This window comes from Microbacterium sp. NPDC087665, assembly GCF_044743285.1.
Lineage (GTDB): Bacteria > Actinomycetota > Actinomycetes > Actinomycetales > Microbacteriaceae > Microbacterium.
Window position 1 is genome coordinate 77753 of the sequence record NZ_JBIUWD010000009.1, and the last position, 21453, is coordinate 99205.

18 protein-coding genes are annotated in these 21453 nt (G+C 69.6%); 10 read left to right on the top strand and 8 right to left on the bottom strand.

Annotated features, from left to right (window positions below; genetic code table 11):
• Positions 1-15: 15 nt before the first annotated feature.
• On the bottom strand, positions 16-834 hold the full coding sequence (locus ACIOSY_RS16810; protein ID WP_400855279.1) for an IclR family transcriptional regulator: 819 nt from the start codon (positions 832-834) through the stop codon (positions 16-18).
• A gap of 52 nt (positions 835-886) precedes the next feature.
• Between ACIOSY_RS16810 and hutH the strand changes: the two genes are divergently transcribed.
• The 4 genes from hutH to ACIOSY_RS16830 are packed head-to-tail and all read left to right on the top strand — an operon-like array spanning position 887 to position 7278.
• Positions 887-2428 carry a histidine ammonia-lyase gene (hutH, locus tag ACIOSY_RS16815; protein ID WP_400855280.1) on the top strand — a complete coding sequence of 514 codons (1542 nt, stop codon included), beginning with the start codon at positions 887-889 and terminating at the stop codon, positions 2426-2428.
• Positions 2421-4103: a urocanate hydratase gene (hutU, locus tag ACIOSY_RS16820; protein WP_400855282.1), complete on the top strand. Its 1683-nt coding sequence runs from the start codon at positions 2421-2423 to the stop codon at positions 4101-4103. The genes hutH and hutU overlap by 8 nt, the downstream gene beginning before the upstream one ends.
• Before the next feature lie 9 nt (positions 4104-4112).
• Positions 4113-5276 carry an imidazolonepropionase gene (hutI, locus tag ACIOSY_RS16825; RefSeq protein WP_400855283.1) on the top strand — a complete coding sequence of 388 codons (1164 nt, stop codon included), beginning with the start codon at positions 4113-4115 and terminating at the stop codon, positions 5274-5276.
• Between the two features lie 37 nt (positions 5277-5313).
• The gene (locus ACIOSY_RS16830; RefSeq protein WP_400855284.1) at positions 5314-7278 is read left to right on the top strand and encodes a hypothetical protein; all 1965 of its coding nucleotides are present in this window, start codon (positions 5314-5316) and stop codon (positions 7276-7278) included.
• Here the strand turns inward: ACIOSY_RS16830 and ACIOSY_RS16835 are convergent.
• Both ACIOSY_RS16835 and ACIOSY_RS16840 read right to left on the bottom strand, forming a co-directional pair.
• Positions 7275-8228, bottom strand: a complete 954-nt coding sequence (locus ACIOSY_RS16835; RefSeq protein ID WP_400855285.1) for an agmatinase family protein — start codon at positions 8226-8228, stop codon at positions 7275-7277. The genes ACIOSY_RS16830 and ACIOSY_RS16835 overlap by 4 nt on opposite strands.
• 1 nt (position 8229) lies before the next feature.
• Complete coding sequence (locus tag ACIOSY_RS16840) at positions 8230-9507, bottom strand: DUF445 domain-containing protein (protein WP_400855287.1); 1278 nt, start codon at positions 9505-9507, stop codon at positions 8230-8232.
• Positions 9508-9559: 52 nt separating this feature from the next.
• On the opposite strand from ACIOSY_RS16840, the gene ACIOSY_RS16845 reads away from it, so the two are divergent.
• Positions 9560-9832 (top strand): metal-sensitive transcriptional regulator, encoded by a 273-nt coding sequence (locus tag ACIOSY_RS16845; RefSeq protein WP_400855288.1) that lies wholly within the window; start codon positions 9560-9562, stop codon positions 9830-9832.
• Positions 9833-9862: 30 nt separating this feature from the next.
• Here ACIOSY_RS16845 and ACIOSY_RS16850 read toward each other — a convergent pair whose 3' ends face one another.
• Positions 9863-11410, bottom strand: a complete 1548-nt coding sequence (locus tag ACIOSY_RS16850; RefSeq protein WP_400855289.1) for an amino acid permease — start codon at positions 11408-11410, stop codon at positions 9863-9865.
• Positions 11411-11566: 156 nt separating this feature from the next.
• Between ACIOSY_RS16850 and ACIOSY_RS16855 the strand changes: the two genes are divergently transcribed.
• Genes ACIOSY_RS16855 through ACIOSY_RS16875 form a run of 5 tightly spaced genes read left to right on the top strand, consistent with a single transcriptional unit; the run spans position 11567 to position 16599 of the window.
• On the top strand, positions 11567-12922 hold the full coding sequence (locus ACIOSY_RS16855; RefSeq protein ID WP_400855290.1) for a glutamine synthetase family protein: 1356 nt from the start codon (positions 11567-11569) through the stop codon (positions 12920-12922).
• Entirely contained in the window at positions 12903-13655 is a 753-nt protein-coding gene (locus ACIOSY_RS16860) for a gamma-glutamyl-gamma-aminobutyrate hydrolase family protein (RefSeq protein ID WP_400855291.1), read from the top strand. The genes ACIOSY_RS16855 and ACIOSY_RS16860 overlap by 20 nt, the downstream gene beginning before the upstream one ends.
• On the top strand, positions 13652-15010 hold the full coding sequence (locus tag ACIOSY_RS16865; RefSeq protein ID WP_400855292.1) for an aldehyde dehydrogenase family protein: 1359 nt from the start codon (positions 13652-13654) through the stop codon (positions 15008-15010). Before ACIOSY_RS16860 ends, ACIOSY_RS16865 begins: the two co-directional genes overlap by 4 nt.
• Positions 15011-15042: 32 nt before the next feature.
• Positions 15043-15822 (top strand): 3-oxoacyl-ACP reductase, encoded by a 780-nt coding sequence (locus ACIOSY_RS16870; RefSeq protein WP_400855293.1) that lies wholly within the window; start codon positions 15043-15045, stop codon positions 15820-15822.
• Between the two features lie 48 nt (positions 15823-15870).
• Complete coding sequence (locus tag ACIOSY_RS16875; RefSeq protein ID WP_400855295.1) at positions 15871-16599, top strand: FadR/GntR family transcriptional regulator; 729 nt, start codon at positions 15871-15873, stop codon at positions 16597-16599.
• Positions 16600-16614: 15 nt separating this feature from the next.
• On the opposite strand, the gene ACIOSY_RS16880 is transcribed toward ACIOSY_RS16875, so the two are convergent.
• From ACIOSY_RS16880 to ACIOSY_RS16895, 4 genes are read right to left on the bottom strand one after another with little or no spacing between them, the layout of a single operon-like run.
• Positions 16615-18003 carry an aspartate aminotransferase family protein gene (locus ACIOSY_RS16880; protein ID WP_400855296.1) on the bottom strand — a complete coding sequence of 463 codons (1389 nt, stop codon included), beginning with the start codon at positions 18001-18003 and terminating at the stop codon, positions 16615-16617.
• Positions 18004-18019: 16 nt separating this feature from the next.
• Positions 18020-19504 carry a CoA-acylating methylmalonate-semialdehyde dehydrogenase gene (locus ACIOSY_RS16885; protein WP_400855297.1) on the bottom strand — a complete coding sequence of 495 codons (1485 nt, stop codon included), beginning with the start codon at positions 19502-19504 and terminating at the stop codon, positions 18020-18022.
• Positions 19505-19545: 41 nt separating this feature from the next.
• A complete protein-coding gene (locus ACIOSY_RS16890; RefSeq protein WP_400855299.1) occupies positions 19546-20940 on the bottom strand; it encodes an aspartate aminotransferase family protein in 1395 nt (464 codons plus the stop codon).
• The gene (locus ACIOSY_RS16895; protein ID WP_400855300.1) at positions 20937-21395 is read right to left on the bottom strand and encodes an Lrp/AsnC family transcriptional regulator; all 459 of its coding nucleotides are present in this window, start codon (positions 21393-21395) and stop codon (positions 20937-20939) included. Before ACIOSY_RS16895 ends, ACIOSY_RS16890 begins: the two co-directional genes overlap by 4 nt.
• Between the last annotated feature and the right edge of the window lie 58 nt (positions 21396-21453).

A 21453-nucleotide genomic window follows, 5' to 3' on the forward strand; every position in this document is an offset into this window, starting at 1 on the left:
CGCTGACCGGAGCGATCAGCGCTTGAGTCTGGATTCCAGGATCATCGCCGTCTCGCGGACGGCATCCGCAAGATCCCGCTCCGCGAGGTCGATCGCCGCGGTGCCGATTCCCGAGGCGTCGGCATCGGCCCAGGTGACCGCGACGGCCGCGACGGGCCAGCCGGTGTGATCGCGCACGGCGGCTCCCACCGATCGCAGACCGTCGGCCACCTCGCTGTCCTCGGTCGCGTAGCCGCGCACGCGCACCTCGCGCAGCAGCTCGCGCAGGGCGCGCGGGGTACGGGGGCCCAGACCGGTGCGATCGGGGAAGGCCGAGGTGCTCGGATACAGGGCCCGCACCTGCTCGCGTGGCAGCGCGGCGAGCATCGCTCGACCGCTGGCCGTGAGATGCGCGGGGAGTCGCACGCCCACGTCGGTGACGAGCGCGGAGCGCCGGGGCGCGCGCTCCTCGACGATGTAGAGCACGTCGCCCCCGCTCATCACGGCGAGGTGCGCGCTTTCTCCGAGACGATCGGAGAGCGAGGCGACGAGCGGGCGACCGAGACGCGCGAGCGGCTGCTGACGGGCGTAACCGCCCGCGAGTTCGAACGCCGAGGTGCCCAGTCCCCAGCGGCGCTCCTCGCGCAGATGCATCACGAACCCGTGGAGCGCGAGCGTGGTGAGCAGGTGGTAGACGGTCGATCGGGGGAGTGCGAGTTCGCGGGCGATGGCGGATGCCGCGACCGGCGCCGGACGCCCGGCGAGGTAGCGCAGGATGCGCAGAGTGTTGTCGGCGGCGGGGACCTGCGAGGGGCCGGTTGCGGCGGCATCCGTACTATCTGGGATCACAGACAAAGGATGTCACGATCGGCTGTCGCCGGCGACCATGCGGGTGTGGAATCGAGACATGAGTGAACTCGTTTCCGTCCTCGTCGGCGCCGCCCCGCTGGCACCGGCCGATGTCGTCGCCGTCGCCCGGCACGGCGCCCCCGTCGTGATCGCCCCCGAAGCGCTCGAGCGCATCGCCCGCACGCGCACGGTGGTCGACGGACTCGCCGCCGATCCCGACCCGCACTACGGCGTCTCGACCGGTTTCGGGGCCCTGGCTACCACCTTCATCGCCCCCGAACGGCGGCTGCAGCTGCAGGCGAGCCTGATCCGCTCGCACGCCGCCGGCACGGGCGCGGAGATCGAGCGCGAGGTCACCCGCGGGCTGCAGCTGCTGCGGCTGCAGACTCTCGCTTCCGGCCGCACCGGCGTGCGACCCGTCGTCGCCGAGACGTACGCCGCGATGCTCAACGCCGGTGTCACTCCGGTCGTGCGGGAGTACGGCTCGCTCGGATGCTCCGGCGATCTCGCCCCGCTCGCGCACATCGCCCTCGCCGCGATGGGGGAGGGAGAGGTCCGCGATGCGGACGGAGAGCTGCGTGCGGCATCCGACGCGCTCGCCGCCGCGGGCATCGCGCCGCTCACCCTGGTCGAGAAAGAGGGCCTCGCCCTCATCAACGGCACCGACGGCATGCTCGGGATGCTGGTGCTCGCGCTGCACGATCTGGACGAGCTGCTGCTGACCGCCGACATCGCCGCTGCCATGTCGATCGAATCGCAGCTCGGGACGGATGCCGTCTTCGCCGCCGACCTCATGGCGCTGCGCCCCCAGACCGGACAGGGGGTGTCGGCAGCCCACCTGCGGGCCTTCCTCGCCGACTCGCCCATCGTGCACAGCCACAAGGGCCCGGAGGACGGACGGGTGCAGGACGCGTACTCGCTGCGCTGCTCGCCCCAGGTGCACGGAGCCGCGCGCGACACCGCCGGCTATGCGGCGATGATCGCCGGTCGTGAGCTCGCCAGCGTGATCGACAACCCGGTCATCACGCTCGACGGTCGCATCGAATCGAACGGCAACTTCCACGGGGCGCCCGTCGCCGCCGTGCTCGACTTCCTGGCCATCTCGGTGGCCGACGTCGCCTCGGTGTCGGAGCGGCGCACCGACCGGGCGCTCGACCCCGCACGCAGCCACGGGCTCCCGCCGTTCCTCGCGCATGAGGTGGGCGTCGACTCCGGCCTCATGATCGCGCAGTACGCCGCCGCGGGCATCGTCTCCGAGCTGAAGCGGCTCGCGGTTCCGGCATCCGTCGACTCGATCCCGTCGTCGGCGATGCAGGAGGACCACGTCTCGATGGGGTGGGCCGCCGCCCGCAAGCTGCGCCGCGCGATCGACGGGCTCGGCCGGGTGCTCGCGATCGAGATCCTCACCGGGGCCCGTGCCCTCGACCTGCGCGCGCCCCTCGTCGCGGGAGCCGCGACCGGAGCCGTGCGCGATCTCGTACGCACGGTGGCCGCCGGCCCCGGGCCCGACCGTTTCCTCTCTCCCGACATGGAAGCCGTGACCGCACTCGTGCAGTCCGGCGCCATCGCCCGCCTCGCAAAGGAGCACGCGAATGACTGACACGACCACCCCCTCGTTCACCACGTCCGACCCGTCGCGCTCGATCCGCGCGGCGCGCGGCAACCAGCGCACCGCGAAGAGCTGGGGAGCCGAGGCTGCGAAGCGCATGCTCATGAACAACCTCGACGCCGAGGTTGCCGAGCACCCGGAAGACCTCGTCGTGTACGGCGGCACCGGTCGGGCCGCGCGCAGCTGGGAGGCCTACGACGCGATCGTGCGCACGCTCGACGAGCTCGAGCCCGATGAGACGCTGTTGGTGCAGTCGGGCAAGCCCGTGGGCGTGTTCCGCACGCACGAGTGGGCGCCCCGCGTGCTGCTCGCCAACTCGAACCTCGTGGGCGACTGGGCGACGTGGCCCGAGTTCCGCAAGCTCGAGGAGCTCGGCCTCATCATGTACGGCCAGATGACGGCCGGATCGTGGATCTACATCGGCACCCAGGGCATCCTGCAGGGCACCTATGAGACGTTCGCGGCGGTCGCCCGTTCGCTCGGTCGCGACTCCCTGCGCGGAACCCTCACCCTCACCGGTGGCGCCGGTGGCATGGGCGGGGCGCAGCCCCTCGCGGTGACCATGAACGACGGCGCGGTGCTGATCGTCGACGTCGATGAGTCCCGTCTGTCCCGCCGCGTCGAGCACGGCTACCTCGACGAGTACACGACCGACCTCGATGCCGCCGTCGCCCGCGTCATCGCGGCGAAAGATGCGGGCGAGGCGCTCTCGGTCGGCGTCGTCGGCAACGCCGCCGAGGTGTTCCCCGAGCTGCTGCGCCGTGGGGTGCCGATCGACATCGTCACCGATCAGACCAGTGCCCACGACCCGCTCGCGTACCTTCCCGTCGGTATCGGCGTCGAGGAGTGGAAGGCCGAGGCCGAACGCGACCCCGAGGAGTTCACGCGCCGTTCGCGGGAGTCGATGGCCGCGCACGTCGCGGCGATGGTGGCGTTCCAGGATGCCGGGGCCGCGGTGTTCGACTACGGCAACTCGATCCGTCGTGAGGCGGAGCTGGGCGGATTCGCGCGGGCATTCGAGTTCCCGGGCTTCGTGCCGGCGTACATCCGCCCCCAGTTCGAAGAGGGTCGCGGGCCCTTCCGCTGGGTGGCGCTCTCGGGCGACCCGGAAGACATCTACAAGACCGACCGCGCCATCGCCGAGCTGTTCCCGGAAGACGCGGCACTGCACCGCTGGCTCGAGAAGGCCGGCGACAAGGTGCACTTCGAGGGTCTGCCCGCGCGCATCTGCTGGCTCGGGTACAAAGAGCGTCACCTCGCCGGGCTGAAGTTCAACGAGATGGTCGCCTCGGGCGAGCTGTCGGCTCCGATCGTGATCGGCCGCGACCACCTCGACTCCGGCTCGGTCGCCTCGCCCTACCGCGAGACCGAGGCCATGAAGGACGGCTCCGACGCGATCGCCGACTGGCCGCTGCTGAACGCCCTGCTGAACACCTCGTCGGGCGCGTCGTGGGTGTCGCTGCACCACGGCGGCGGCGTCGGCATCGGCCGCTCCATCCACGCAGGGCAGGTGACGGTCGCCGACGGCACCGCGCTCGCCGCCGAGAAGCTCGAGCGCGTGCTGACCAACGACCCGGGCACCGGCGTCATGCGGCACGTCGACGCGGGGTACGAGCACGCGAAGGACGTCGCGCGTGAGCGCGGCCTGAACATCCCGATGCTCTGAGGAGTGCGCATGACCACGCTGATCACGAACATCGCCGAACTGACCACGAACGTTCCGTCGCACGATGACCCGACGGGCGTGCGGCGCGACGCCGCCGTGCTGATCGACGGTGGTCGCATCGCGTGGGTCGGGTCGGCAGCGGATGCCCCCGACGCCGACGAGCATGTCGACGCCGAGGGCCGGGCCGTGATCCCCGGCTTCGTCGACAGCCACAGCCACCTCGTGTTCGGCGGAGATCGTGCGGCGGAGTTCGAGGCGCGGATGGCCGGGCAGAAGTATGCCGCCGGGGGCATCCGCTCCACCGTCGCGGCGACCAGATCGGCGAGTGATGACGAACTGCGCAGCCGGCTGCGCGGGTTCCTCGACGAGATGCTCGCGCAGGGCACGACCACGGTCGAGATCAAGAGCGGATACGGGCTGAACGTCGTCGATGAGGAACGACTCGTGCGGCTCGCCGCCGAGGTCACGTCGGAGGTCACATTCCTCGGCGCGCATGTGGTGCCCGCCGAGTACGCCGACCGTGCAGACGAGTACGTCGACCTCGTGACCGGGCCGATGCTCGAGGCGTGCGCGCCGTACGCGAAGTGGATCGACGTGTTCTGCGAGACCGGAGCGTTCACGGTGGAGCAGTCGCGCCGGGTGCTCCGGGCCGGAATCGCCCGCGGGCTCGCGGCGCGTGTGCATGCGAGCCAGCTCGGACCGGGCGAGGGCGTGCGTCTCGCGGTCGAGCTGGGCGCGGCATCCATCGACCACGGTACGTACCTGACCGATGATGACGTGGTGGCGCTCGCTGCGTCCGACACGGTGCTCACGCTGCTGCCGGGCGTGGAGTTCTCGACCAGGCAGCCGTACCCGGATGCCCGTCGTCTCATCGACGCCGGCGTCACCGTGGCGCTCGCCTGCGACACGAACCCGGGATCGAGCTTCACGTCGTCGATGCCGTTCTGCATCGCGATCGCCGTGCGCGACATGGGGATGACGCCCGGGGAAGCGGTATGGGCCGCGACAGCCGGGGGAGCCAGGGCGCTGCGCCGCGCCGACATCGGTGTGATCGCGCCGGGCGCGCGCGCCGACCTGGTGCTTCTGAAGGCTGCGACCCGCGTGCACCTCGCCTACCGGCCGGGGGTTCCGCTCGTCGCGCGGGTGTGGAAAGACGGGCTCGTCGTGGCCTGACAGCCCCTCGCCATCGGCACCCTCTAGGCTGTCGCGCGTGACTGTGCGTACCGACCTCCTTGCCCTGCTCGGCGATCTCCCCGGGATTCTCTTCGTGCCGCCGAGTCCGGAGATCTGGGAGCAGAGCGAGGTGCACGAGACGGCGCGTCGTCTCGTACGCGAGCGTGGGCTCGATGCCGATCAGCCCTACATCGGCTGGCACAGCCAACAGGACATGTTCGACCGGCGCGGCGAGCTCTCTGCGCCGCAGCGGATCTACTTCGGGGGCGATCTCGCGGTCGTGACCGCAGGGTTGAAGACCCTCGAGGGCAGCGGGTTCATCATCCTCGGCGGCCGCAGCGCGGATGAATCCTTCGCGGTATTCCTTGATGCACACCCGAACGGCACCGACGCGGGGCAGGCCGCAGCTTGGGACCGGCGTCTCAGCGCGCTGGACGAACCGTTCCGAGCGCCGTTGCGCGACGGGGAGGGGATCGCCTTGCGTGCCGTGCTCCGTTCCGCGGAGCTCGTGGCGCAGCAGGTGGTCGCCGCTCGAGTGATGCGAGAGCGGTCGCTGCTCACGCACGATGACCTCGACCTGCTGCTCGCGCCGGAGCGGTCCGCGGAACTGGAGCGGATACGCCACATCGGTTCGGCCGAGAACGAGCTGACGCGAACGATCCTGTACGCGTTCGATGTGCGGTACCCGGGTGCACCGTCGGTCGTCGCCTCGCTGGCGCGGGAAGGCAGAGCGGATGCCGCGGTGCTCGCGGCGTGGGGCGGTGAGGAAGCGACCCTCGCCGCACGGGAGCGCAGCATCACGACCGGTCGCGATGCCCGCGTCTACTTCGACCTGGTGCGGACCACCGGCGGCGACGTGATCAGTGCCGCCATCGACCTCGCTGAACAGCGGCGTGCGGTGGGGGAACTGCCCGACGAGATGCTGCACGCGATCGAGGGACTCTTCGGTCCACCTGGAGCCACCTCCTCCCTGAGCGCGATCCAGGATCGCAGGCTTCCGCCGTGGTTACGAGCGGCGATCGGCGACAACGTACAGAGGCGTCCGTTGACGCCGCGCCAGAACGAAGCCGCCCGAGGAGACGGACTCGGCCTCCCTCCCGAGGTCGTCCGAGATCTACCCATCGCCGTCGATGACGCTCGTCGCGAAGCCGGCCTGCCGTCCAGCCCCGGGTTCGATCTGCGCACCCGCTTCGCACACGACGCTGTCATCGAGGAGCGCGACTACATGCTCGCGACCCACCTCGACGGGATGCGTGCTGCCCTTCGTGACCCCGCTGTCGATGAACCGAGCGCCGCGGTCCTGCTCGAGATCGTCGACGGCGCCGGCGCGCTGGCATCGGAGGATATCGATGTGCTGCTCCAGGGCTGGCGAAAGCGACTCTTCGTCAAACCCGGGACGTACACGCCGGCCCCGCCGGCCGTGGTGACGCTCGCGATAGCAGCCGAGGCGGCGGGAAAGCCCGAGGCGGCGAAGATCGTCGATGCCCTCCGACACGACAAGCGCGCCTGGGCTCGTGCTCATCGTTACGCGATCGTCGGTGCGCTCGACGGCGATGCGGAAACTGAGGCTCAGCTCCTCGAAGATCAGGCGACGATCGTCGGCGGGGAGCAGGGATCACGCGCGGGCCAGCATGCTCTCGTGCGTGTGGCTGCTCGTCGGCGAGGAGTCGATCCGATTCACGCTGCGGCCGAGCTCCTGTGCCAGGCCTCGGGTCCTCGCTACGTCACCAGACACTATGCCGAGACCATGGTGTCGTTGGCGATGCCGGGCAGCGACCTCTGGCCTTTCGCCTTCCGAACGCGATCGATGATCGCGCTCCAGAGCGCACTGCGTGTCGTTGCCGACGACGGCCTCCCCATCGACGCGCGGCGGCGAGTATTCGAGATCGCCCAGGAGAGCAGCGTTCTCAGCCACCCCGATCGCGCCTACAGCCGGCCGCACCCGAGTGATATCGAACGACTGCGCGGCGATATGACACGCGTCGGGGACTTGCTTCGCTAGTTGTGCGAATCCGCCGGCAATACGTCTCGGCGGCCCGCGAGCCCTGCCAGCAGCTCCAGCACGCACAGCGCCGCGAGGCGCACCGTGCGGCCGTCCTCGGCATCGGCGGTCGCATCGACCTCGGCGAGGTCGGCGCTGACGACGCGGGGGTCGGATGCCACGGCGCGCGTGAGCGCTCGTAGCTCCCACGCCTGCAGGCCGCCGGGCACGCTCGCGGGGCACCCCGGGGCGACGGAGCGGTCGCACACGTCGACGTCGATATCGAGATGGATGCGCGGATCGGCACCGGCACCCGCGATCTCGAGCGCCTCGGCCACGACGTCGTCGATGCCCCGCCGGCGCAGCTCGTCGAGCGTGATCACCCGGATGCCCCACTCGGCTGCGCGCTGCGCGTAGGCCACGGAGTTGGCGAAGTCGGCGATGCCGATCTGCACGATCCGGGTCGGGGCGATGCGGGAGGTCTCGAGCGTCGACAGGGCCGGGGCATCTTCGACCAGACGCCGCACGGGTGTGCCGTTGGAGACACCGTCGCGCAGATCGAAGTGGGCGTCGAAGGTGATGAGGCCCGTGGCTCGGGCGCCGAGCCCCACGGGGTAGGTGAGGGAGTTGTCGCCGCCGAGCGCGATCACGAACGCCTCGCCGAGTTCGCGCACGCGGGCGATGACCGCGGCTTCACCCTCGTCGCCGTCGGGCTCGTGCACGTCACCGGCATCCGCGATGCGCAGCACGTCGTTCAGGTCGACCGCCGGCGGTCCCATCAGCGTCGTGCCGTAGCGGGGGAGCGCGTCGCGGATCGCCGCCGGGGTCGCCCCGGCGCCCGTGGGCGAGAGCGAGGTGCGCCATACGGGCACACCCAGCAGCACGGCATCCGTTCGTCCGTCACCGGACCAAGCATCGAAAGTAGGCCAGGCGCCCGCGCGCGGCCACAGCGGATCGGTGGAGAGGGCCATGTCAGACTCCCGGGATCAGGGCGTGCGCGATCGCGAAGATCGCGAGGCCGGCGAGGGCGCCGACGAAGGTGCCGTTCAGGCGGATGTACTGCAGATCGCGGCCGACCATCAGCTCGATCTTCTCGGTCGTCTCGGCGGGGTCCCAGCGCTCGACGGTGTCGGTGATGATCGAGGCGATGTCGTGCCGGTAGCGGTCGACCAGGAAGACCGCGGCATCCGACACCCAGGTGTCGACGCGGTGCTGCAGCGCGGCATCCGTCGTCAGACGCTCACCGACCTCCTGCAGGGCCTGCACGGCCCGGCGACGCAGGCCGCTCTCGGGATCGGCGAGCGAGGAGAGCAGACCGTTCTTCGCGGTGTTCCACGCCTCGGCCGCGAGGGCGCCGACGCGGGGGCTGTCGAAGAGCGACGCCTTCGCGTTCTCGAGCTTCGCGCGCGTCGACGGATCGTTCTGCAGGTTGTCGGCGAGACGGCCGAGATAGCCGTCGATGGCCAGGCGGGCCGGATGCTGCGGATCGGCCTGCACCGCCTGGATGAACTTCACGGCCTCGTTGTAGACCGTGTCGTCGACGAAGCGGTGCGCGAGTCGCGGCACCCACGAGGGGAGCCGTCGCGAGACGAGGCCGGTGAACGACTCGGCGTTCGCATCGAGCCAGCGCCCGATGCTGTCGACGGCCAGATCGACCGCGCCGTGATGCGCGTCTGCTTCGACGATCTTCTCGAGCCAGGTACCCGCGGGCGGCCCCCACTCGGGCGACACGAGGTGCTCGCGGGCGAGATCGGTGATGAGGTCGCGCACGTCGTCGTCGCTCAGCGCGTTCAACACGGCCGTCGCGATCGTCGCTCCCTCGGCGCCCACCCGCTCGGCGTGCGGCGCCTCGCGCAGCCATTCGCCGCCGCGCTGCGCGATCGCGGTGGAGGAGAGCTTGGTGCGCACCACGCTGGCCTCGAGGAAGTTCGTCTCGACGAACTCGCCGAGGCTGCGACCGATCTCGTCCTTGCGGCTCGGGATGATCGCGGTGTGCGGGATGGGGATGCCGAGCGGATGGCGGAAGAGCGCAGTGACCGCGAACCAGTCCGCGAGGGCGCCCACCATCCCGCCCTCGGCCGCGGCGCGCACGTAGCCGAGCCAGCCCTGGCGTTCCTGGAACGCGAAGGCGATCACGAACACCACCGCCATGAAGATCAGCGCGCCGAGCGCGACCGCCTTCATCCGGCGCAGCGCGCGGAGTCGTTCCTGGTCGGCGGGCGAGAGCATCGCCATCGGTGTGCGCGGCATGAAGGCATCCTTTCACGGCTGGGCGCCGCCAACGCGGAGTACCCTCGGATGCGTGATCGAAGACATCAAGAAGCGCGCCCTGCACCGCACCAGCATCCTCGAGGGGCAGATGCGCGGGGTCGCGCGGATGATCGAGAGCGAGGAGTACTGCATGGACATCATCACGCAGTCGCGTGCGATCCAGCGGTCACTCGAATCCCTGAACCGTCTGCTGCTCGAGAATCATCTGCGCACGCACGTGACGCACATGTTCGAAGAGGGGGGCGAGGAGCGCGACAAGGCGGTCACCGAACTGCTCAAGGCGTTCGACTTCGACCGCAAGTAGCGCAGGCCGACAGGCCGCGCTCCTCGGCCGTCACTTCTTGCCGTCGAAGACCTCGCCCTCCATGGCGTCGTAGCCCTCGGCCTGCGGGTCGCCGTGCGAGCCGCCCGACAGGGCGTACTCCTCTTCGGGGGAGAGCACGAGGCGGTGCCGGAAGAACACGCCGAACCCGATGAGGATGATCGCGTAGACGATCGCGATCGCGATGATCGCCGGACCGAAGGTCGGGTTCAGCAGGAAGCCCACGAAGATCAGTGCGGCGATCACGAGGGCGATCACGGCACCGGGGATGCCCCAGGGGCTCACGTACGGGCGATCGACGTTCGGGAACTTCTTGCGCAGGATGATGAACGACACCAGCTGCAGGCCGTAGGCGACGACCGCACCCCAGACGGCGATGTTCAGCACGATCGCGCCGGCCACGGTTCCCGCGCCTTCGGAGTCGACCGCGGTGAGCACGTCGAGCACGATGAGGGCGACGAAGCCGATGGCGGCACCGACCGTGAGGGCGACCCACGGCGTCTGGCGCTTGCCCGTCAGCGAGAGGAAGCGGGGGTAGTACCCGGCCCGCGACAGCGAGTACATGTTGCGACCGTAGGCGAACATGATGCCCTGCAGCGAGGCGAGCAGGCCGATCAGGGCGAACAGGGCCAGCACGGCGGCGAGCTGGTCGCCGACGATCGCGCGGAAGCCGTCGAGGAGCGGCTCTCCGGCGGTGCCGGTCGCCTCGGCGCCGATGACGCCGGTGTTGAGGAACAGCACGAGGAGTCCGGTGACGATGAGCGTGCCCCGCGCCCAGAACCCGGCCTTGGGGATGTCGCGCGTGGGGTTGTGCGATTCCTCGGCGGCAAGCGGCAGCTCTTCGATGCCGAGGAAGAACCACATCGCGAACGGCAGGGCGAACAGGATCGGCAGGACGCCGTGGGGGAGGAACGCGGTCTGCCCCTCGTCGGGGACGATGTCCCACAGGGCATCCCACGAGAAGGCGCCGGAGAACAGCGCCATCGCCGAGAAGACGAGGATGATGCCGATCGAGATGACGGAGACGACGATCGCGAAGCGGAACGAGATCGCAGCTCCCGCGGAGTTCAGCGCGATGAAGACCACGTAGAGGATCAGATACCAGACCCATCCCGGTAGCTCGAGGCCGAGCAGCTCGCTCGTGATGCCGTTCGCATACGATGCCGAGAAGTAGACGATCACCGCCGTGGTGGCGACGTACTCGATCGTCTCGGCGGCGCCGGTGACCAGACCGCCCCAGGGGCCCATGGCCGAGCGGGCGAACGAATAGGCCCCGCCGGTGTGCGGCATGGCGGCCGCCATCTCGCCGATCGCGAAGATCATGCCGTAGTACATGGCGACGAGGATGGCGAAGGCGATGAGCATCCCGCCGAAGCCCGCGAAGTCGATGCCGAAGTTCCAGCCCGAGAAATCGCCCGAGATCACGGCGGCGACCGCGAGGCCCCACAGACCCCAGACTCCGGCCGATCTCTTCAGTGTGCGTTTTTCGAAGTAGTCACTACCGGCACGTGTATAGGTCGCTCCGGCGACCTTGCGAGATTCATTGCTCTGCTGAGACATCCGCTCTCCGTTCGCATGCATGCAGGCGCCGGGTGCACCTTGCGGATGATTGTGACAGTCAATGGTGGTTTCGTCTACCTTTAAACGGCACAGTGATCTACTCTGAGGGCGAAGCCGGTCGGCCGATCGCTTCACCGCAGGAGAACGGAGCGTCAGATGTCGGGCAACCTGAGCATCGAACAGCTGGATGCCGGCATCGCCGCCGGCGAGATCGACACGGTGATCGTCGCCTTCGCGGATGCGCAGGGGCGGTTGGTCGGCAAACGCGTGTCGGCACGGCTGTTCCAGGAGGACATCCTGTCCCACGGTGCGGAGGCCTGCGACTACCTGCTCTCGGTCGACGTCGACATGAACACGGTCGACGGGTACGCGATGTCCGGCTGGGATCGCGGCTACGGCGACATGGTGCTGCGCCCGGATGCCGCGACACTGCGCCGGATTCCCTGGATCGAGGGCACCGTGCTCGTGATGGCCGACCTCGTCTGGCAGAACGGCGAGCCCGTCGGGCCGTCGCCGCGCGCCATCCTCGACCGCCAGCGCGACCGCCTCGCCGAACGGGGATGGACGGCCTACGCGGGGACGGAACTCGAGTTCATCGTCTTCAACAACACGTATCGCGACGCGTGGGCGCGCAAGTACGAAGGACTCACGCCCGCGACGGATTACAACGTCGACTACGACCTGCTCGCCTCCACGCGACTGGAGCCGCTGCTGCGCGACATCCGCAACAGCATGGACGGCGCCGGGATGTACTGCGAGGGCGTGAAGGGCGAGTGCAACCTCGGGCAGCAGGAGATCGCGTTCCGCTATGCCGAAGTGCGCGAGACCGCCGACCAGCACACGATCTACAAGAACGGCGCGAAGGCGATCGCCGAGCAGCACGGACAGTCCCTGACGTTCATGGCGAAGTTCAACGAGCGCGAGGGCAACAGCTGCCACATCCACCTCTCCCTGCGTGACGCCGCGGGCTCCCCGGTCATGGCCGGAGACGGCGAGCACGGCTTCAGCCCGATGATGGGGCACTGGATCGCGGGCATCATCGCCACGCTTCGCGAGTTCACCCTGCTGTACGCGCCGACGATCAACTCCTACAAGCGCTTCGCGAAGGGCAGCTTCGCACCGACGGGGGTCGCGTGGGGCGTCGACAACCGCACGTGCGCCCTTCGTGTGATCGGTTCGGGATCGAGCCTGCGCCCCGAGAACCGGGTGCCCGGCGGCGACGTGAACCCCTACCTCGCCATCTCGGCGATCATCGCCGGCGGCCTGCACGGCATCGAGAACGAACTGCCGCTGCCCGATCCGCTCGCCGGCAACGCCTACGAGGCGGGAGTGGACCACCTGCCGACGACGCTGCGCGAGGCCGCGAAGCTCTTCAGCGAATCGACCATCGCGCGAGCCGCCTTCGGCGACGACGTGGTCGATCACTATGTCAACCAGGCGCGCATCGAGGTCGAAGCCTACGACGCGGCCGTCACCGACTGGGAGCGCATCCGTGGCTTCGAGCGCCTCTGACCCCGCGCCGCTGATCGGCATCACGACCTACCTCGAGCGGGCGCAGCAGGGCGTGTGGGACGTCAGGGCGGCGTTCCTCCCCGAGCAGTACCTCACGAGCGTGACCTCCTCCGGCGGCATCGCGCTCCTCCTCCCGCCCCAGGATCCGGATGCCGCCGACGCGGCCATCTCGGGCATGGACGGGCTCGTGCTGTCGGGCGGTGCCGATGTCGCCCCCGAACTCTATGGCGATGACCGGCATCCGCTCACCGACCCCGCCAGGGTCGACCGCGACGCGTGGGAGCTCGCGCTGTTCCGCGCGGCGGAGCGCCGCGGCATCCCCGTGCTCGCGATCTGTCGCGGCCTGCAGCTCGTCAATGTCGCCCGTGGCGGCACGCTGCAGCAGCATCTGCCCGATTCGCTCGGCACCGAGCGGTACCGCCTCGGCGGCGGCGTGTTCGCCGAGAACGACGTCGAGGTGTCGACCGACACGCCCCTGGCCGGGATCATCGGCGAGACCGGCATGCGCGTGCACAGCTACCACCACCAGGGCGTCGACCGCCTCGGAGAGGGGCTCGTGGCGGCCGCGCACTCCGATGACGGACTCGTGCAGGCCTTCGTCGACACCTCAGCCGGTCACATCGTCGGCGTGCAGTGGCACCCCGAGGAGAACGCCGAGGACCGGCGACTCTTCACCGACCTCGTCTCACAGGCCCGTGCGTTCGCCGCACGGCGGAAGGAGGACGCACGATGAGCGCGTTCACAGTCATCAACCCGTCGACCGGAACAGCGATCCGCGAGGTCGCCCGCGCGGACGTGGGAGAGACGGATGCCGCGATCGCTCGCGCCGTCTCGGCTCAGCACCGGTGGGCGGCGCTCGCCCCCGTCGCGCGCGCCGATGCGTTGCGCGCGTTCGCACGCACGGTCGAGGCCGCGGCCGAAGAGCTCGCGCAGCTGGAGGTGCTGAACTCCGGGCATCCGATCGGCTCGGCGCGCTGGGAGGCCGGCCACGTCGCCCAGGTGCTCAACTACTACTCCGCCGACCCCGAGCGTCTCTCCGGTCGGCAGATCCCGGTCGCGGGCGGGCTCGACGTCACCTTCCACGACCCGTACGGCGTGGTCGGGGTCATCGTGCCCTGGAACTTCCCGATGACGATCGCCGCGTGGGCGTTCGCACCGGCGCTCGCCGCGGGCAACGCCGTGGTGCTAAAGCCCGCCGAGCTCACGCCGCTGACGGCGATCCGCCTGGGCGAACTCGCCCTCGAGGCGGGCCTGCCCGAAGGGCTCTTCGAGGTCGTCACCGGGTCGGGGTCGGTGGTCGGGCAGCGGCTCGTCGAGCACCCGGACGTGCGCAAGGTGGTCTTCACCGGGTCGACGGAGGTCGGCATCGAGGTCGCGGCCGGCTGCGCGCGGGGGCTCAAGCCCGTCACCCTCGAACTCGGTGGGAAGAGCGCCAACGTCGTCTTCGACGACGCCGATCTCGAGAAGGCCGCGGCGGCCGTGCCCGGCTCGGTGTTCGACAACGCCGGACAGGACTGCTGCGCGCGCAGCCGCCTGCTCGTGCAACGGTCGGTGTACGACCGCTTCCTCGAACTGCTCGAACCCGCCGTGGCGGCCTGGCGGGTCGGCGACCCGTCGAGCGACGCCACCGATATGGGACCGCTCATCTCGGCGGCTCACCGCGACACGGTGTCGGGGTTCCTCGACGGGGCGGACATCGCGTTCCGGGGGAGCGCCCCGCAGGGCGACGGCTTCTGGTTCGCGCCCGCCGTCGTGCTCGCCGACCCCGCCGACCGGATCGCGCAGCAGGAGGTTTTCGGCCCCGTCGTCGCCGTGATGCCGTTCGACGACGAGGCCGACGCCATCCGCCTCGCGAACGACACCCCCTACGGCCTCGCCGGCTCGCTCTGGACGGAGAACCTCGGTCGCGCCGTGCGCGTCTCGCGCGGGATGCAGAGCGGGGTGCTGTCGGTCAACTCGCACTCGTCGGTGCGGTACACCACCCCGTTCGGCGGGATGAAGGCGTCGGGGCTCGGGCGCGAGCTCGGACCCGACGCCGCCGAGCACTTCACCGAGACCAAGAACGTCTTCTTCGCGACCGACCTCTGACACCCCTGAACCACTGCAACGGAGAACCACACATGAGCATCGATCTGACCCAGCGACTCAAGGACCGCGTCGCCATCATCACCGGGGGCGCGAGCGGCATCGGCTTCGCCACCGCCCAGCGCTTCGCCGCCGAGGGCGCTTTCGTCGTCATCGCCGACGTCGATCCCGCCTCGGGCGAGAAGGCGGCGGCCGAGGTCGGGGGCGTCTTCCGCCCGGTCGACGTGGCCGACCAGGCCAAGGTCGATGCGCTCTTCGATGGGGTCGCGGCGGAGTTCGGCCGCATCGACATCGCGTTCAACAACGCAGGTATCTCGCCCGCCGACGACGACTCGATCGAGACGACCGAACTGCCCGCGTGGGACCGCGTGCAGGACGTGAACCTGAAGAGCGTGTACCTGTGCAGCCGCGCGGCGCTGCGGCACATGGTGCCGGCGGGACGCGGGTCGATCATCAACACCGCCTCGTTCGTCGCGCTTTTGGGATCGGCCACCTCGCAGATCAGTTACACCGCCTCGAAGGGCGGGGTGCTGGCGATGTCGCGCGAGCTCGGCGTGCAGTTCGCCCGCCAGGGCGTGCGGGTGAACGCCCTCTGCCCCGGTCCGGTCAACACCCCGCTGCTGCAGGAGCTGTTCGCGAAGGACCCGGAGCGGGCGCAGCGTCGTCTCGTGCACGTGCCGATGGGGCGCTTCGCGGAGCCGTCGGAACTCGCGGCCGCCGTGGCGTTCCTCGCGTCCGATGACTCGTCGTTCATCACCGCCAGCGCCTTCGTCGTCGACGGCGGCATCACCAACGCCTACGTCACCCCGCTGTGAAGTCGGATGCTGTGAAGCGGGATCATGTCGCTGTGACAGGGTGAGAGCATGAGCGTTCCCCCTTCCGACGGCGATCTCGCCGAGGTGCGCCGGGCGGTCTACCGACCGTTGCGGCGGGGGAACGCGCTCGAAGACGCGGTCGCACGGCTCGTGCAGACGATCCGCCTCGGCGTGGTCGCGCCGGGGGAGTCGTTGCCGCCGGAGCGTGAGCTCGCCGCATCGTTCGGAGTCAGCCGCGACACCGTGCGCGAGGCGATCCGCGAACTCGCCGACACCGGCTATCTCGTGCCGAAGCGCGGGCGCTACGGCGGCACGTTCGTGGCCGATCCGCTGCCTCAGCCCTCGGATGCCGGAGTGGCGACGCCGGTCGAGATCGACGACGTGCTCGGACTCCGTCGGGTGCTCGAGACCGGCGCGGCACGCGCAGCGGCGAGCCGGACGCTGGATGCCGCGACGCGGGCCGACCTCTGGGCACGGCACGAGTCGGCGCTGCCGGCCGGTCCCGAGGAGTACCGCCGGCTCGACACGCTGCTGCACCTGGCGATCGCCGAGGCCGCCGGCATCCCCTCGCTCGTGGCGCTCGTCGCCGAGAACAGGGCCGACGTCAACGCATGGCTCGACACGTTCCCGCTGATGCCCCGGAACATCCAGCACTCGGGAAAGCAGCACGAGCGCATCGTCACGGCGATCCTCGCCGGGCGCCCCGACGTCGCCGAAGCCGCCATGCGCGATCACCTGGCGGGCTCCGAGGCGCTGCTGCGCGGCTTCCTGATCTGAAGCCGCGGCAGGCACTCAGCCGGCTGCAGCCTGGTCGGCCACGGCCAGCGCCTCGTCGATCACCGCGAGTCCGCGCCGCAGGTCGTCTTCCGAGATGACCAGCGGCGGCGCGATGTGCACGCGGTTGAAGTGCACGAACGGCCACACCCCGGCCTTCTTGGCCGCGGCCGCGAAGGCGCCCATGGGGGCGGCATCCGCTCCGGAGGCGTTGAAGGGCACGAGCGGCTCGCGCGTCTCGGCATCCTTCACCAGTTCGATCGCCCAGAACAACCCGCGACCGCGCACCTCGCCGACGCTCGGGTGCGACTGCACCCACGAGCGCAGGGTCGGGTCAACGATGCGCTCGCCGAGGTCGCGCACGCGCTCGAGGATGCCGTCGCGACGGAACACCTCGAACGTCGCGACACCGGCCGCGCAGGCGAGCGGGTGGCCGGAGTACGTCAGTCCGCCGGCGAAGGGCATGTCGTCGAAGGCCCGGGAGATCCGTTCGGAGATCACGACCCCGCCGAGCGGCACGTAACCGGAGTTGACGCCCTTCGCGAAGCTGATGAGGTCGGGCTGCGCATCGAACGCGTCGATGCCGAACCATTCGCCCAGGCGGCCGAACCCGACCATCACCTCGTCGGCGATGTAGACGATGCCGTAGCGGTCGCAGAGCTCGCGCACACCCTGCAGGTAGCCGGGCGGCGGCACGAGCACGCCGTTGGTGCCGACGACCGTCTCGATGATGATCGCCGCGATCGTGGCCGGGCCCTCGAACTGGATGGTCTGCTCGAGGTGCGCGAGCGCGCGCTCGGATTCCTGCTCGGGCGTCTCGGAGTAGAACGGCGAGCGATACAGGTACGGGCCGAAGAATCGCACCGTGCCGGTGTCGACGCCGTCGTTCGCCCAGCGTCGCGGATCGCCCGTCAGCGAGATCGCGGTCGACGTCGAGCCGTGGTAGCTGCGGTACATCGACAGCACCTTGCGGCGTCCGGAGAATTGGCGGGCCATGCGCACGGCGTACTCATTGGCCTCGGCGCCGCCGTTCGTGAAGAACACCTTCTGCATGCCCTCGGGTGCCACCTCGCAGATGAGGCGGGCGAGTTCGCCGCGCACGTCGTTCGCCATCGACGGCTGGATGGTCGACAGGCGTCCGGCCTGCTGCTGGATCGCCGCGACCAGGTCGGGATGCTGGTGGCCGAGGTTGAGGTTCACCAGCTGGCTCGAGAAGTCGAGGTAGGCGTTCCCCGCGTAGTCCCAGAACGTCGATCCTTCACCGGCGGCGACGGGAAGGGGATCGATCTGCGCCTGCGCGCTCCACGAGTGGAACACGTGGCCGCGGTCGTCGGCCCGTACCTGCGCCTCGGCCTCGGGGGCGGGCAGGGCGTGGCGGATGCCGTGGCGATCGGCGAAATCGGTCATCGGATGCTCCTCGGTCTCAGTGGTTGCTCGGGAAGCCGAGGTCGATCTGCGACGGGGTGTGGTCGGGCCAGCGCGTGGTGACGACCTTCGACCGCGTGTAGAAGTGCACGGATTCGGGACCGTAGATGTGCGAGTCGCCGAAGAGCGAGTCCTTCCAGCCGCCGAAGGAGTACGCGCCGATCGGCACCGGGATCGGCACGTTGACGCCGACCATGCCGACCTCGATGTCGAACTCGTATTGGCGGGCGGTGCCCCCGTCGCGCGTGAAGATCGCGGTGCCGTTGCCGTAGGCGTTGGCGTTCACGAGCGCCACGGCGTCGGCGTAGCTGTCGACGCGCACGACCGCGAGGACAGGTCCGAAGATCTCGTCGTCGTAGACCTTCGTACCCGGGGTCACGTGATCGATCAGGCTGACGCCCAGGAAGAAGCCGTTCGAGTCGAACTGCTTCTCCGTGCCGTCGACGACGACCGTCGCGCCCTCGGCCGCGGCTCCCGTGACGTACGAGGCCACTTTGTCGCGGTGCTCGCGGGTGATGAGCGGACCCATTTCGCTCGCCGGATCCGTGCCGTCGCCGATCGTGAGCCCGTCGATGCGCGCGGCGATCGCAGCGACGAGGTCGTCGGCGATGTCGCCCACCGCAACGAGCACCGACACGGCCATGCAGCGCTCGCCGGCCGACCCGTAGGCGGCGGAGACAGCGGCATCGGCTGCCGCGTCGATGTCGGCATCCGGCATCACCACCATGTGGTTCTTCGCCCCGCCGAGCGCCTGTACGCGCTTGCCCGCCGAGGACGCACGCTGATAGATCGAGCGCGCGATCGGAGTGGAGCCGACGAAGCTCACGGCGGCGACCTGCGGCGACTCGAGCAGCGCGTCGACGGCCTCTTTGTCGCCGTTCACGACGTTGAGCACGCCATCGGGGAGGCCGGCCTCCTGGAACAGCTTCGCCAGCCACACGGCCGCCGACGGGTCCTTCTCGCTGGGCTTGAGCACCACGGTGTTGCCGCAGGCGATGGCCGACGCGACCATCCACAGCGGCACCATCACGGGGAAGTTGAACGGGGTGATCGCCGCGACCACGCCCACCGGCTGCTTGACGGAGTGCACATCGACCCCGCGCGAGACCTGCTCGCTGCGCTCGCCCTTGAGCAGATGCACGAGACCGGCGGCGAACTCGACGTTCTCGATGCCGCGCGACACCTCGCCCGCGGCATCCGAGAGCACCTTGCCGTGCTCCGACGTGACGATGGCGGCGAGCTCGGGCGTGCGCTCCTTCAGAAGCTGTCGCAGGCGGAAGAACACGTCGGCCCGCTTGATGAGGCTGGTCTCGCGCCAGGCCGGTGCCGCCGCAGCGGCCGCAGCGATCGCGGTCTCGACCTCGGCGGCCGACGCGAAGGCGACCTCCTTGGTCACCTCGCCGGTCGCGGGGTTGAAGATCTTGCCGGTGCGGGCCGCGTCCGCGGTCTCCGAGCCGTTGATGACATGACGGACGACGTCCACAGTGCTCCTGAGGGTATGAGGGAAACGGGTGAGGGTGCGGCTCAGAGCACGGATTGCGCCCGCGTGAGCACATCGCGCAGGATCTGCTCGATCTCGCGGAACTCCGCCGGCCCCACGGTCAGCGGAGGCGCCAGCTGGATCACGGGGTCGCCGCGGTCGTCGGCCCGGCAGTAGAGACCGGCCTCGAACAGGGCGGGGGAGAGGAAGCCACGCAGCAGTCGCTCGGACTCGGCGTCGTCGAACGTCTCGCGAGTCCCCTTGTCCTTCACCAGCTCGATGCCGAAGAAGTAGCCGTCGCCGCGCACGTCACCGACGATGGGCAGATCGGTGAGCTTCTCGAGCTCGGCGCGGAACAGCGGGGAGTTCTCGCGCACGTGCGCGTTGAGGCCCTCTTCGTCGAAGATCGCGAGGTTCTCGAGTGCGACCGCCGCCGAGACGGGGTGCCCGCCGAACGTGTAGCCGTGCGGGAACGACATCTCGCCCTTCGAGAAGGGCTCGTAGATGCGGTCGCTGATGATCGTCGCGCCGATCGGCGAGTATCCGCTCGTCATGCCCTTGGCGCACGTGATCATGTCGGGCACGTAGCCGAGGCCCGTGCAGGCGAACGTGTGGCCCAGGCGGCCGAACGCGCAGATCACTTCGTCGGAGACGAGCAGCACATCGTGGCGGTCGCAGATCTCGCGCACCCGCGCGAAGTATCCGGGAGGGGGAGGGAAGCACCCTCCGGAGTTCTGCACCGGTTCGAGGAACACGGCGGCGACGGTGTCGGCCCCCTCGAAGAGGATCATCTCCTCGATGCGGTCGGCGGCCCAGCGGCCGAAGGCCTCGAGGTCGTCGGCGGGGGCGCCCATCTCGGCGGCGCGGTAGAAGTTGGTGTTCGGTACGCGGAATCCGCCCGGTGCGACCGGCTCGAACATGGCCTTCATCGCGGGGATGCCGGTGATCGCCAGGGCGCCGTGCGGGGTGCCGTGATAGGCGACCGACCGCGAGATCACCTTGTGCTTGGTGGGCTTGCCCATGAGCTTCCAGTAGTGCTTCGCGAGCTTGAGGGCCGTCTCGACGGCTTCGCCGCCGCCGGTGGAGAAGAAGACGCGGTTGAGGTCGCCGGGCGCCTCGTCGGCGAGGCGATCGGCCAGCTCGATCGCGGCGGGGTGCGCGTACGACCACAGCGGGAAGAACGCGAGCTCGGATGCCTGACGCGCCGCGGCCTCGGCCAGGCGGCGTCGCCCGTGACCGGCGTTGACGACGAAGAGACCGGCGAGACCGTCGAAATACTCCTTGCCCTTGATGTCCCAGATGCGGTGGCCGTCGCCCTTGACGATGATCGGCACACCGGACTCGGCCATCGTGGACTGCCGGGTGAAGTGCATCCAGAGGTGGTCCTTGGCCTTCGCCTGCAGGTCGGCCTCGGATGCGGGCGAGTGGGTGGTGCTCATCTGGTCCCCCAGTTGTAGAGCTGCTTCTGCAGCTTGGCGTAGATGAAGGTCTCGGTCGAGAGCACCCCGTCGATGGGGCGGATCACGTCGTTGATCAGCGCGAGGAGGTCTTCGTCGTCTTCGCAGACGACCTCGGCGAGCACGTCGAACGCGCCGACGGTGATGACGACGTAGTCGATGGCGTCGATCTCGGCCACGGCTTCGGCGACGACGCGGGCGTCGCCCGAGACGCGGATGCCGATCATGGCCTGGCGGTGGAACCCCAGCTGCATCGGGTCGGTCACGGCCACGATCTGCATCACGCCGGATTCCGTCAGCCGCTGCACGCGCTGACGCACGGCTGCTTCGCTGAGCCCGACGACCCGGCCGATATCGGAGTAGGAACGTCGTCCGTCTTCCTGGAGCAACTCGATGATCGTCTTCGAGACCGCATCGAGGGAGGACTGCTTCTTCATCGAGACCATGGTGCGATCTTCGCACTTCAGTCGAATCAGTTCAACCGATTCCGCAGTT